This window comes from Microbulbifer agarilyticus (assembly GCF_001999945.1).
In the GTDB taxonomy this organism is placed as follows: domain Bacteria; phylum Pseudomonadota; class Gammaproteobacteria; order Pseudomonadales; family Cellvibrionaceae; genus Microbulbifer; species Microbulbifer agarilyticus_A.
This window is the reverse complement of sequence record NZ_CP019650.1, coordinates 819,120-832,592: the sequence shown is the minus strand read 5'-3', so window position 1 is coordinate 832,592 and position 13,473 is coordinate 819,120. Positions and strand designations below refer to the sequence as shown.

Here is a 13,473-nt window from a genome sequence, read left to right as displayed (position 1 = left end):
AAGACCCCGCTCAAGTTAAAACAAGCGCCTTCTATAAGATTAGCCGAAGGGAAAATATCCGCCAGATCGATGACAAGAGCATGTGCGGCTACGATATAGAGCCTTTTGGACTGGCGTTACACTGATCGAGCAAATGTCGGCCCAAGACTATTCCAGCTAAGCTTCGATGTCCGTTAGGTCTCTGAGGCCGTCCCGCGGCGCAAATATCCAGCCCTCGCCCGCCGGTGTATTCGCGTCCGGGAAGCACAGAGCATCCGGCTCAGAGTGAAACAACCAGGCGACGAGTGCACATAACAGGGCATCGCGTTTGTCTTCGTGGTCGATGCCAAATTCATAGCCCACCATGTCCCACTCATCCACCGCGGGCTTCGCAGGTGTGGTCCGGTAGTCCTTTAGTAGCTTGCGCACCAATGGCGATGGTTTGCATGCGGATGGATAGGCTTCAAACGCTGTGAGTTCAGAGCCACCCAGCCAGACGCCGGCAACAGTGGATTCGGGGGCAAAGCGGGCGAGTGCATGCATGCCCTTGGTGGCCTGGCTGCCGATCATATCTTTGACGGGAGACAGTGGGCGCAGGCCATGTCGAAAGAGGAATTGTTCCGTATAGCGGAACAGGTAGGGGTTTGTGGCCGACTCATTAATTGCGCCGGCTGCGGAGCCGCCAGAGACAAGCTGTTGAAAGGCTTGGGAGAAGCCGAGCGGGGTATCGATTGCCAGTATTACTGGCGGCAAGTCACCGGCAGGCTCGACGCCACAGCAATCGAGTAACGCGCGGACCCACGCTTGGGTGGAGCCGGCCTCGTTGATTATGGCTCGCAGGTTACCGCGCCATGGACGACCGAGGACATTGCGTCCGCGGTCCAGAACAACCAGCGCGTCGCGGCTGTTAGCGTTGTTGTCGCAGTTCCAGCCCCCTACATCCCAGCCGATAAACAGCGTTTCAGAATCCTTATCCGTGTGCATTGCTTCCAGTTCAGGCCAACATTGACACTCCTAGGATAAAGGAAGCTGAGGCAGTGGGCGGATAAAACCGTGACTTAGCGGCCTTTTTCTTTGCGGATTTCTTCAATGAAATCGACGGTGATCTCGGTGATGCCCCGCTCACGCGCGGCGGCCTCCACTTTCTTCTTTACAGTGCCGCGTACAAACGCCGGGACAAAGTCCATCGACAGTTCCGCGGCCATATCCCACTTGATCTCAGACTCACTCATAACACAGCTCACTTACACATAATTTGTCAGGTTAGGTATATCACCGGGACCGTCTGCTCCGATTGGATGGCGGACACGATTACATCTATCAAGCCATTGCGCGCACGGTGCTGCCATGCGGTTTGTCAAAAACGCCTGCGGAAACCTGCTTGGCGCCGGAATACGGGGGACGGTGTCTATACTCGAGTCACAATTGAGACCCCAACTTACCGCAAGCTACCGGAAGAGCCGCCTGTGCATAATTCACACAATATCCGATGCCCGCTTTTCGTCCTGTTCTTTATTCTCGGCCTCTCGGCGACTTACCCGCTACACGCCGCAGACGACGCACCGAAACACTTCGACCCGCTGGGCAAGCCGCCGTCAGAACACACGCTCAAGGTGATTGCCGAAGACAGCGCCAACCTGCCGTTCGACGACAAGCGCGACTTTGACGAAGCCAATAAAGGGTTTATCGCCAAGCCGGACAACTGGAAGGTAACTGGCCCGGAAGGCAATGTGGTGTGGGACCTCGACCGCTACGACTTCTTCCGCAGCGACAAGGATTTCCCGAGCATTCATCCGTCGCTACAGCGGGTATCCCGATTGAATATGAAGGTGGGCCTGTTCGAGGTGATTCCCGGCTTCTACCAGGTGCGCGGTTTCGACCTTGCCAATATCACTTTCGTGCGCGGCAAAACTGGCTGGATCGTATTGGACCCGTTGACGGCACCGGAGGTGGCGGCCGCAGCAAAGGCACTGGTGGATGCGGAGTTGGGTGAGCGCCCGATCGTCGCGGTGGTGTATTCCCACTCCCACGTTGACCACTGGGGTGGCGTGCGCGGTATTGTCGATGAGAAAGACGTGGAAGCGGGCAAGGTGAAGATCATTGCACCGCGCGGCTTTATGGAACACGCGGTGTCGGAAAATGTTTTCGCCGGCAACGCCATGAACCGACGGGTGCAGTATCAATACGGCACCCAACTTCCCGCCAGTCCGTTTGGCCATGCCGGCCAGGGCCTGAATATGAACGTCGCCAATGGCGCGACCGGCCTGATCCAACCTACCACGATCATCGAAGACGACTTTGAAACGCTGACGGTGGACGGCGTGGAAATGGAATTCATGAACACGCCGGGCGGCGAAGCGCCCTCGCAAGCGCATATCTGGTTCCCCAAGGACAAAGTCTACTGGACCGGGGAAGACGTCACCGGTGTTTTCCACAATGTGTACACCCTGCGCGGCGCGCTGGTGCGCGACCCGCACGTATGGTCGCAACATATCAACCGCGCGCTGTACCGCTATGGGCGCAACGCCGATGTGATGATGGCCTCTCACCACTGGCCACGCTGGGGTAATGAGCGCGTACAGGAAGTGCTGCGTGGGCAACGCGACCTCTACGCCAACATGAACAACTACTCGCTGTTCCACGCAAACCAGGGCGTTACCATTAACCAAATTCACAATGTGTTTGAAACTCCCGAGGGAATCGCCAAGCAGTGGTACAACCGCGGCTATCACGGTTCACCAGAGCACAACAGCCGCGCAGTGATTAATCGCTACCTGGGTTACTGGGACGGCAACCCCGCCACCCTGATTCCACTGTCGCCCGCAGACTCCGCTCCACTCTATGTGAAGATGATGGGCGGCTCGGACAAAATTCTGCGCGAGGGTCAAAAGCTGCACGACGCGGGCGACTACTTCCTTGCACAGGAAATTCTCGACAAGCTGGTACAGGCAGAACCCAACAATCGCGATGCGCGACTACTACTGGCCGATGTATGGGAGCAAATTGGTTACCAGCAGGAGAACCCCGGCCTGCGCAACAGCTTTTTGCAGGGCGCTTATGAACTGCGCAACGGTTTGCCCAAGGGTGCTCCGCCCAGCACCAGCAGCCCCGACGTTATTCGTGCGATGACTACCGGGCAGTTCCTGGATTTTCTCGGCGTGCGTCTTGACCCAGGAAAAGTGGAAGATCTCGGCTTCCGTATGACCCTCATAACACCCGACAACGATGAGAAGTATGCGATTGAGTTATCCGACGGCACACTAACCAACATCGAGGGCTTCGAGGTTGATGACCCAGACCTGACCTTGCGTATCAATCGCTCCGACCTCGAGCAGGTCATGATGGGCAAGAAGACGCTGAAAGCGGCGATCGAAGATGGCTCGGCCAAGGCAGATGGCAACGTGCAACTGCTGTATCAGCTCGGCCAGGCACTGGTCACATTCACGCCGAACTTCCCGATGATTCCCAGTGCGGAAACCGTGCCGGCGCGGGAGCAAAACCCCTACGAGGCTGTGATCGAATTGCCCGGGGAGTAACCTTTCTTACACACAGTCACCACCCCGGCCTGAAACGTTCAATTCCACAATTGCTTCAGGTCGATGGCGGTCCAGTCGCTGAAGTAATCGGGCACTGGCACCTTCAGCCACAAGGTGCGCTGTGCGACATCGGTCACCATTTGGTGGGTGGTTAAGTCGGCATCCTGCTTTATTGGCTTGGTCGACCCACCATTAGCCGCGAAAGTACCATCGTCATTGAACAGACGCAGGTCCATCAGTTCGCGCACCTTGTCCGCGTCCACCGCGCCGGTATTCTCTTTCAGGCGTTCGGTCATATTCGCAAAACGACGCAGGGAATTACTCACCGTCTCGCGTTTACCCAGCCCCCAGTGCTCCCCCATAAAGGAATTCACCACCACCAGCGAATGATCATCGGGCGAACGCAGGCGATTGCCGCCGAGGGAAGAGCACTCCATGGACGCCCCGCGGTGCTCATCGCCGATCGACAGGATCATCGAGGTGCTGATCAGGATGCCGTTCAGGCGCGTCACAAGGCTCGACAGTGTGTGCGCCTCACTCATCATGTCCGTCAGCTCGTTGAGGATTGAAGGCCGCTCCACATAAACCACAGAGCCGCCCATACTCGTGCCATCGTGCACATCCAGATATACGCCATGTTCGTTAATCACGGTAAACGGGCAATACATGCCGGGCCAGCCGAGCGCCGCAAAGCGATAAGAACCGTCGGTGGGTTTGCGTACAGTTAACACCTGTGGAAACTCATTGAAGGTTTCGCTCCAGTCCATGTTGCGCCCGATATACATATTCCCGTTGGCAGAGTGCTTGCCCCAGGACAGGATTGAGGTACAACCGGCGAAGGAATGGCACTTGGACTGGAAGATGCCATATTCCATCACCTGGTCGAGCATACAAACATTTTCGGTCGGCCAGGATGAACCTTGCGCAACGCCGTCGTACCACTGGCGGTTACGAGTTGAACAGGAGATATAGGCACGGCGTGCCCAACGCTGCATTTCCTCTTGCATGAGTATTCCGGAATCCAGCTGGGGCTTTATCAGTACGTCCCAAGTTTTTTGCATAGCGTCGACCATCAGGGCGCCGTATTGCACTCCCATGTCGTGGGATCCACCAGAGAGAACCGGAATCAGGAAGCCGTTTTTCTCGTACAACTTTCCCGCACCAGACTGATTCAGAAGATTCACTACGACACCATCAATTACTGGGGAATATCCAGTAACTCTAGTTCAGGCTCAAACGGCTCAGGGCAGTAAGTAGCTGTAGAGCGGTGCCTGACGATTAGCTTCGATCAGGGCGTAACCGGAATCATCTGGTCTTGCCTTCGATAGAAAAAGCAGAGATATACGGAGAATTTGAACAAAAACCCTAGCCTCCTGAGCATCAGAGCTATTCAGCACACAAGGCAATATTTCTAAAAAGAATATAAAGAGCCTTTTTTATCCCGTAAAAATCGTTTCACACAAAACCACAAAAGACTACATTTGTAATCACAAAGACTACAGATGTAATCATTAAGGGGCCGCCCATGGAAATTACAGAAGCTGAGTACGAAGTGATGGAGGCACTGTGGAATGGTGCACCAGCGAATGCCCGCGAAATATATCAACGACTGCAATCACACAAAGACTGGCAGGAGCGCACGGTAAAGACATTACTCAGCCGCCTAGCCAAGAAGGGCGCTATCAGCTACGAACAAAGGGATAGGACCTATTACTACTCCCCTTGCTTCGAGCGCGAAGAATACCAGGTAAAGCAGGGTAAAAAGCTGGTTGACCGGCTGTTTGGAGGCCAGCTGTCCATGCTGGTATCCGGGTTCGTAAAAGGCGGTGACTTGAAAAAGTCAGACATCGAAGAACTCAAAGACATTATCAAACAGTGGGAAAAAGATAATGATTAACTGGGTCTTTGCGCAGCAGGAAGTACTTACTTTTATTCTCCTCGTCACCTGGCTTAGCGATCTCGCTCTGGCAAGGCGTATGGGTTCGAGATTTACCTATCGTCTTTACGCCCTTATTCCCGTGGCTCTTCTGGTTGCCAACTTGCCTTCGATTTCACACGACAGCTGGCAACCTGCGCTAGAGTCAGCGCCAATAATCCAGGCACCGGTAATCAGTACCATAGAAGCGGTGAACAGCTTACAAAATCAGCAGGTTTTGACTGCTCCCAGTAACAACTTCGTTGCTTGGGTGTGGCTAGCTGGGGTATCCCTTCTTGTAGCAGCACTAGTTATTGGCTTGGCCAAATTATCTACGTTGCCGAAAAAGCCGATCGTTGATACCCAGTTCTACGACCGTTTACCCGACGGTATCTTTTATACCTCGCAAAAAGTCAGAGGGCCGATCCTGAAAGGGATTTTCAGCCCCGAAATCATACTCCCCGTCGATTTCAAGAAAAGCTATACGGACCACCAGCTGGATTATGTTTTTGCCCATGAACTTGTGCATGCAAAACGCTATGACAACCTCTGGAATCTGTTCGCACTTATTCTCGTCGTTGTTTTCTGGTTTAACCCTGTCGTTTGGTTCGTATACCTGCGGTTCCGATTGACGCAGGAATGCGCATGTGATGAAGAGGTATTGTTAGGGGCAAATAAAGATAAAAAAATCCAATATTCCAAGGCTATGTTGCAGTCTTACGAGCACTGGAATGGTTTTTGGGCAATCCAATCACACTACGGAGATAAAGTGACCATGATTAAACGGATTAATCGTTTGAAAAATGCTTTTAAGCCATCAAAAGCTGCGCGAATCTTAGCCGGAGGTGTCAGTGCCTTTATGGTATCCCTGGCCTTGCTGTGGGGGCAGGTTTCCGCAAGTTCGCCAACAACTTTGAACCTACAAGATGCGAAACTAGTATATTTCGAGTTCCCACGCGCAGCATTTTATGAAGGCATACAGGGAGAGGTTCATCTGCAATTTGATGTGGTGGATGGCGAACTAGCAACCGTCAATGTGCTGCAAACTGTCACCTCAGGTGGACATGAACAGGCATTTGTTCGATCAGCAACCAACTATTTGAAACGCCTGCCTTTCTCGAATGAAAACGCCAACTTGAATGGGGCAGAACGAATTTTTCGCTTCCATCTTGCTGGCGTCGGCACATCGGATGAAGCACGCAAGAAAGCAAAAGAGAGAATGCCGATTAGAACAATTCATCTTCTGCCTCACTCCATTCGACCGTCAACCAACGAAATCACCCTCTCCGGACACCCAAAATTATCCACAATCAAAAATCACTTCCCCCCTTACCCGGAGGGCTTGGAGGATCTAGGCATTACGGCGTCGGCGGTGGTAGAAATGGATGTAAGAGGAACCGGCATCGGAGTTGAACCCCGGGTGATCAGTGTTAGCGCACCAGAAGAACATAAAGCAGCATTCCGCAAAGTGGCACAAAAGGAAGCTGACGATTTAATCGTTTTTCGCAACAACACTGGCCAGCAGATCGACAATGTAAGAGTCACTCTATACTGGGAACCGGCGGACTATGAAAAGGGCATGGATCGCACAAAAATGAAGAAGTATAAAGAGCAGTAATGTAATTCGGAGATTGTTTGGAACTTGCCACCGGACTCTGGAATTTAAGCTGGTGGCGAGTAACCTATTACATCCATAAATCATTGGCCCCCTAAGAGTAAAGGCGCTTAACCTATTAATTGAGGATCGTTCTTGCAGTAACAAGCCCCAACAAACCGCAAGATGACTAGAAAAACAAAAAACTGTAGTATTTGCGCACTTTTAACAGGGGGTCTTAAAAATGAAGTTTATAAAATCTACTTTAGCCTTATTCGCTGCTCTGGCGTCTAGCGCTGCAAATGCTGATACGGTTCTTGGCGTCGACATTACAGCTGGCGCTTGGCAACCAACTTACAATGGCGAAATATTTGAGTTTTCAAGCGTTGACGAGTATTCGAAAGAGAGCAATACGTTCGTTCAGCTGGCTCTGGAACATCCGTTCTCACCACTACCTAATGTAATGTTAGCGAACAGCAAGATTGAATCTGTTGGCGAGTCCGGCCTCAATAAGCTGGATCTCTCGCACACAGACGCAACCTTTTACTATGAAGTTCTTGATAACTGGGTAAATCTCGACCTCGGACTGACCGCTCGCTACTTTAACGGATTTTATGACGGCTATACCTGGCTGGGTAACTTCACTTCAAGCGATCCAACCTTTAAGGGCACGGTACCAATGGTATACGGTAGCGCTCGCTTCGATTTGCCATTCACCGGATGGTCGATAATTGCACAGGGGAATGCCACCCAATACGATCTCGATAGATTTGCAGACCTCACTGCAAAGGTACGCTGGGACTTCCTTCCCGCAGGTGACCTCGCCATTGAAGCGGGCTACCGCACACTGACTATCGACTCGAGCGAGCTGGATTCACTTACTCTTCATGTTGATGCAAAGGGACCATACCTGGGGCTGAACTTTCACTTGTAAAGCTCTATAGCGGTAAGTATCAGATTAATTTGGTAAGTAATTGATCTGGCGTATCAGTTGAATGCCCCGCTCCATGAATCTACGGGGCATTCACGTAATCCACGCTACTTTGTACCAGTCACCAACTTCGGTCACCGGATAGAGGCCACCTAAACAGTGCTTTTGGTTTCTGCAATATACCGGTCAACAATCTTCTCCAGAATATCCAGCGGCACCGCACCATTCTTCAACACTACATCGTGGAAGTCGCGCAGATCAAACTGGTCACCCAGTTCTTGCATGGCTTTCTCACGCAACTCCAGAATCTTGATCATACCGATCTTGTACGAGGTCGCCTGGCCGGGCATAACGATATAGCGCTCGATTTCGGAGACCACATCGCTCTCCGCCATACCGGTATTGGCCAGCATGTATTCGATGCCCTGCTCACGGGTCCAGCGCTTGTGGTGAATACCGGTATCGACAACCAGGCGCACCGCGCGGAACAGCTCGCCGACTAAACGGCCCACGTTGTCGTAGGGGTTATCCTGATAGCCGAGTTCCCACGCAACCTGCTCCGCATATAGGGCCCAGCCTTCGATGTAGGCGGTAAACGGGGCCATGCGGCGCATGAATGGCATACCTTCTAGCTCCATGGCGATGGCGATCTGGAAGTGATGCCCAGGGATACCCTCGTGATAGGCAAGCGTGCGCATGCCATATTTCGGAGTGGCCTTGATATCGTACAGGTTGGCAAAGAAGCGACCGGGGCGGCTGCCATCCAGTGCCGGCTGTTCGTAGTAAGCACCCGGTGCGGTCTTCTCCTTGAATTCAGGAATACGCACTACTTCCATGCCCGCCTTAGGGCGCACACGGAAGGCACCATCGATGCCCGCATCAATTTCGTCGAGGATCTTTTGGTAGTCCTCCAGAATCTGCGCACGGCCTTCCTCAGTGTCCTCATAATAAAACTCTGGACGCGCGGCGAGGTCTGCCATGGTCGCGGTGAAGCCAACGGAGGTATCGAAACCCTCGCCATTCAAGATGGTGAGAATTTCCGATTGAATACGCTGCACCTCGGACAGGCCCAGTTCATGGATTTGATCCGGGGTGTAGTCGGTGGTGGTAAACATTTTCAGAGCGAGTTTGTAGACCTCTTCGCCCTCGGGTAGGTGCCAGTAGCCGTGGTCATTGCCAGCGCGGTCTGAAAGGTTGGAGAAATAACCAATCATGTCCTGATAGGCGGGATACACATACTGCTCGATGTGCTGCTCGGCGGTGGCAAGAATCTGCACCCCGGCTTCCGCGTCAATATCTTCGGCTTCATCGAGCTTTTTCACCAGTGCGGTATAGAGAATATTCTCTTGCGCCGGCGTTTCCACAAAACCGCGCATCTCATCGAGCACGCGATCAATCACGAAGCGCGGGGGAACGATGCCGCGCTTTTCACGCACCTTGAGGTCCGCCAGTTGCGCACCGAATTTCGACTCCACTGCCTGCAGGCGTGACAGATAGTTCTGTGCGTCTTCAAGGTCTTCCACACGATGCTGCGCTTCCATGAAGCTTGGATAGCCATTCTGCACACCGAACAGCTGATTCACCGGGTAGGTGTGGTAGCGATAAGGCTCCACAGCAATGATCATATCTGCGAGATATGTGGCGATGTCGCGGGTCAATTCTTCGTTTTCGTCCAGTCCCTCATAGCGATCCAGTGTCGCGCGAAACTGTTTAAAGTCGGCAAACATCTGTGCGGTTTTTTCGGGATCTGTTTCGTCCAGGCGAGCGTTGTGGCCTTTGATTCCCATGGACTCGAGAAAGCCGAGGGAGGTCAGCATCTCTGGGCTGTCAAATGCCATGCTCACTAGCGGGCGATCGATAAACACACGGAAGGAAAAGGGTTTCTCCGCGACCACTTCATGCGTGGCAATACCACCGGCTGCGACGATGGCGGCGAGCAAAGTGCCACCGGTGTACTTTAGGATTTTTTTCACAATCTATAACCTCTGTTATCCGTTTTCGTTTTTGGGTTTTATTTAGTGAGCTTTTGCCGTGGCTTCGCCACCGCGCTGGTCTTTATCGGGAAAAGACGACTGCTCAAGCAGCATGACAAAAAAGCGAATACCGTTCGCGTAATCTTCCACGCCTAGTCGCTCATCGATACCGTGGAAAGTATTTACCGTTTCGGGGGTAACGCGCACCATCAAGAAGCGGTATACCGCATCCGACAAACCATAGAAATGTTTGGAGTCGGTACCACCTTGTACCAGATACGGAGCTACCAGCACATTCGGATCCAACTCACGGATGTTCTTTTCGATCAGTCGGTAGCCGTAGGCATCGGTGCTCGACACTGCCGATGGGTTACTGGCCATGAACGGCTCAATGGAAACTCGGGGATCGTCGATGATCGAACGCACCCGCGCGACGACGGACTCGGCTGTTTCGCCGGGCATAATGCGGAAGTTCACCACCGCACTGGCGCGGGTCGGCAGGATATTGGACTTGCTGCTGCCTTTGAGCATGGTGGCAGCGGTCGAGGTGCGAATGCCGGAGGCACTGCTCTCGTTAGCGAGGATCGCGGATTCAACCATTGGGCCAGTCAGCCACTGGTTTGCCATGCCAAAGCGGGCACCAAAGCCTGCGTAGTGGCCAACCGCATCAAATGTCATATTGGTAAACTTGAGCGTGGTGGGGAATTGGTTTTCTTCCAAGTTCACAATCGCGCGCGCCAGAATACCAGCGCCGGTGCTGGCGGGCGGCTTGGATGAATGGCCCCCGGGCTGTTCCACTACCAATCGCACATTCACAAAGCCTTTCTCGGCAACGCCAATGACGGCTATCGGCTGCTCGAAGCCCGGCATCAGGCCCTCGGTAATTGCACCGCCCTCATCCAGCACAAATTCGAAATTAAGCTCGCGACTGGCAAAGTAGCGCGCAATTTCTGCAGCGCCGTTTTTACCGCCGATTTCTTCATCGTGGCCAAAGGAGAAAAAGATACTGCGCTCGGGCAGCGCGCCGGTTTGCAGCAGGTGCTCCATGGCCTCCATCAATGCCATCACACTGGCTTTATTATCGATGGCACCGCGGCCCCAGATCTGGCCATCGCTGATAACGCCGGCAAACGGCGGGTGCGTCCAGTCGGACAAGGTGTCCTCATCCACAGAGACCACATCCATATGCCCCATCAACAGAATGGGCTTCAGCTCTGGATTGGTGCCGGGGAACTCATACACCAGAGAGTATTCGTTAAACACATGGCGTGTAGCAAACGCAGTCACCGCGGGGTATTGCGCTTCCAGATAGTGGTGAAAATCGATAAATGGCTGCGGCTCCAGGTATGGCGCTTCATCCTGGGTAATGGTTGGAAAGCGGATGACATCCGCTAGACGCTGCGCTGCTTGCTCCGCATTCAGCGCAAGCGGTGGCTGTGGATTTTTGATTACTAACTGCCGGTCTGGATACACCAATACCGCGCGGACACTGGCAATTGCCACCACCAGCACAATGCCCGCCCCCAGCAGGCCAACTATTCGCTTTTTCATGACTCGATTCTGCCCCAAATTCAGCTTCAGGCCATATTGCGTCAAGCCCGAGAAAAAGTAAACACAGGTGTTTACCTTTGGCTTGCAACGCTCTAACCTCCGATCTTAGCGATATACCGCAGGGTCCGACGGATACTTGCGCCACGCCTGTGTAAGCCATCGTTGTGATACACAGGCGTAACTAATGAGAGTTGAGACAGTGAAAGTTTCTGAGCAGAAGCGACAACAGATTCTGGACACCGCCCACGACCTGTTCCTGAAGAAAGGTTTCGCGACCACGGCCATGCACCAGGTGGCGGAACAAGCGGAGGTATCCAAGCGGACCCTGTACCGGCACTTCCCCACCAAAGAGGTGCTGTTTGCGCACGTGTTGGGAGGATTGGCGGAACGATGCGTGGCGCAGGTAAACCAGACTTACCAGCCCGATACGCCGCTGGAGCCGCAGCTGCGTTCACTGCTACATGCGAAGCTGGAGATCCTTGCAGACCCTGCCTACGTCACACTCGCGCGTATCGGTATCCCCGAGGTATTGGCCGACCCGGAGCGCGCGCAACAACTAACCGAGTTACTGAATGCCACACCGGGGCCGCTGTTGCACTGGTTGGAAGCGGCGGCCGTAGATGGCCGCCTGGAGAAGAAGGATGTGATGTATGCCGGTCGGCATATTCAGGGAATCCTGGACACCTTTGCCTTCTGGCCACAACTGCTTACTGGGGCACCCAGGCTTGCCCGAAATGAAGAGACACGGGTGGTGGATACCGCACTCACAACCTTCCTGCAGCAATACACCAAGAAAGCCAGCACCTAGGGCGTGGTATCACTACATCAGCCTGTCACAGCCTCTGGATTGGCATCGGAAGGTTTGATCTTGGCAAGCTCCTGCCAAACTGCATCATCGATAGGCCAGTCGGCCCACTCATAGGCCTGGCGCACATGCTCAGGCCAGCTCACCCCACACACGGTGGACGTAATATCCGGGTCCCTCAGCGAGGATTGCAGGGCGACCGCGCCCAGCGGCACATCGTGACGGACACAGATCTCTTCGACCGCCCCCACTAATGCCAGCGTCTTCTCGTCGGCCTCGCGATAGGCGTAATGATTCTGAACAGAACTGCCTTTTGACAATATGCCGCCACCAAAAGGCGCCGCGTTAAGTACCGAGATGCCCTTTGATTTGGCCAGTTCAATCATTGGTGCCGCGTTGTTGTTCACCAGTGTATGCCGGTTATGGGTGAGCAGCGCATCGAAGTCACGGTCGCGCACGATCGGCGTCATCACATCGATATTACCCGCCGCAAGGCCCACCGCAGTCGCCAGGCCTTCCTCTTTGAGTTTGAACAATACATCCAGCGCGCCGCCTTCGCGGGTGACATCCGATAGATCCGCGGCGTACTCCACATCGTGCACATACAGAATATCCACGCGGTCGACACACAGCGCCTCGAGACTTTGTTCGAACGACTTGCGCGCCTGATGGCCATCAAAAACGCGGCTTTCACCGTCCATATCCAGCTTGGTCGCCAGCACCCTGCCCTCCGGCCAACCGCCGAGCTCGCTGACCACCTTGCCAATACGCTCCTCGCTACGCCCCATCGCGTAGACAGGTGCGGTATCGATAAAGCCATCTGGCCGCTCGAGGATCGCGCGTATGGTATCCAGTGCGCGGGCTTCTTCCACCTCATAACCGTATAAATCGGGAATACTGCCCAGGCCTGTTGAGCCAAAACAGATGGATGGTACTTTCAGCCCCGTCTTGCCAATTTCTCGATTTGTCGCCATAGCATACCTCCCTCACCCTGTGTATTAACCCCGAGTAATTCCTTCACGCATCACATGCCTGCTTATAGAAAGCATAAACCACCCGCAAGGCCATTCGATTTCAACGGCGCACGTTAGCCCTTATGAGTCATTGCACACTAATAAATGTGAAGAGAGCCTTGACGACAATGTGCGCAATTACACACGGGTACAAGTATGCAACCACGTGTAATTGC

General features: G+C 53.6%; 11 protein-coding genes. 5 read left to right on the top strand and 6 right to left on the bottom strand.

Annotated features, from left to right (window positions below; translation table 11 throughout):
• Positions 1–156: 156 nt before the first annotated feature.
• Together Mag101_RS03445 and Mag101_RS03440 are read right to left on the bottom strand one after the other, a co-directional pair.
• Positions 157–963: a hypothetical protein gene (locus tag Mag101_RS03445; protein ID WP_232325120.1), complete on the bottom strand. Its 807-nt coding sequence runs from the start codon at positions 961–963 to the stop codon at positions 157–159.
• A 74-nt stretch (positions 964–1,037) separates the two neighbouring features.
• A complete protein-coding gene (locus tag Mag101_RS03440) occupies positions 1,038–1,211 on the bottom strand; it encodes a hypothetical protein (protein ID WP_077400841.1) in 174 nt (57 codons plus the stop codon).
• A 234-nt stretch (positions 1,212–1,445) separates the two neighbouring features.
• Between Mag101_RS03440 and Mag101_RS03435 the strand changes: the two genes are divergently transcribed.
• On the top strand, positions 1,446–3,515 hold the full coding sequence (locus tag Mag101_RS03435) for an alkyl/aryl-sulfatase (protein WP_077400839.1): 2,070 nt from the start codon (positions 1,446–1,448) through the stop codon (positions 3,513–3,515).
• Positions 3,516–3,553: 38 nt separating this feature from the next.
• Here Mag101_RS03435 and Mag101_RS03430 read toward each other — a convergent pair whose 3' ends face one another.
• Positions 3,554–4,699, bottom strand: coding sequence for a C45 family autoproteolytic acyltransferase/hydolase (locus tag Mag101_RS03430; protein ID WP_077400836.1), 1,146 nt, complete (start codon positions 4,697–4,699; stop codon positions 3,554–3,556).
• Positions 4,700–5,040: 341 nt separating this feature from the next.
• On the opposite strand from Mag101_RS03430, the gene Mag101_RS03425 reads away from it, so the two are divergent.
• From Mag101_RS03425 to Mag101_RS03415, 3 genes are all read left to right on the top strand, one after another.
• The gene (locus Mag101_RS03425) at positions 5,041–5,412 is read left to right on the top strand and encodes a BlaI/MecI/CopY family transcriptional regulator (protein ID WP_077400833.1); all 372 of its coding nucleotides are present in this window, start codon (positions 5,041–5,043) and stop codon (positions 5,410–5,412) included.
• Positions 5,405–7,048: a M56 family metallopeptidase gene (locus Mag101_RS03420; protein WP_077400830.1), complete on the top strand. Its 1,644-nt coding sequence runs from the start codon at positions 5,405–5,407 to the stop codon at positions 7,046–7,048. The genes Mag101_RS03425 and Mag101_RS03420 overlap by 8 nt, the downstream gene beginning before the upstream one ends.
• Positions 7,049–7,268: 220 nt before the next feature.
• Positions 7,269–7,958: a TIGR04219 family outer membrane beta-barrel protein gene (locus Mag101_RS03415; protein WP_077400827.1), complete on the top strand. Its 690-nt coding sequence runs from the start codon at positions 7,269–7,271 to the stop codon at positions 7,956–7,958.
• A 149-nt stretch (positions 7,959–8,107) separates the two neighbouring features.
• On the opposite strand, the gene Mag101_RS03410 is transcribed toward Mag101_RS03415, so the two are convergent.
• Together Mag101_RS03410 and Mag101_RS03405 are read right to left on the bottom strand one after the other, a co-directional pair.
• Positions 8,108–9,928: a DUF885 domain-containing protein gene (locus Mag101_RS03410; RefSeq protein WP_077400824.1), complete on the bottom strand. Its 1,821-nt coding sequence runs from the start codon at positions 9,926–9,928 to the stop codon at positions 8,108–8,110.
• Positions 9,929–9,970: 42 nt separating this feature from the next.
• On the bottom strand, positions 9,971–11,479 hold the full coding sequence (locus Mag101_RS03405) for a M20 family peptidase (RefSeq protein ID WP_077400822.1): 1,509 nt from the start codon (positions 11,477–11,479) through the stop codon (positions 9,971–9,973).
• Between the two features lie 184 nt (positions 11,480–11,663).
• Between Mag101_RS03405 and Mag101_RS03400 the strand changes: the two genes are divergently transcribed.
• Positions 11,664–12,287: a TetR/AcrR family transcriptional regulator gene (locus Mag101_RS03400; RefSeq protein ID WP_077400819.1), complete on the top strand. Its 624-nt coding sequence runs from the start codon at positions 11,664–11,666 to the stop codon at positions 12,285–12,287.
• A 17-nt stretch (positions 12,288–12,304) separates the two neighbouring features.
• On the opposite strand, the gene Mag101_RS03395 is transcribed toward Mag101_RS03400, so the two are convergent.
• Complete coding sequence (locus Mag101_RS03395; protein WP_077400816.1) at positions 12,305–13,258, bottom strand: aldo/keto reductase; 954 nt, start codon at positions 13,256–13,258, stop codon at positions 12,305–12,307.
• Between the last annotated feature and the right edge of the window lie 215 nt (positions 13,259–13,473).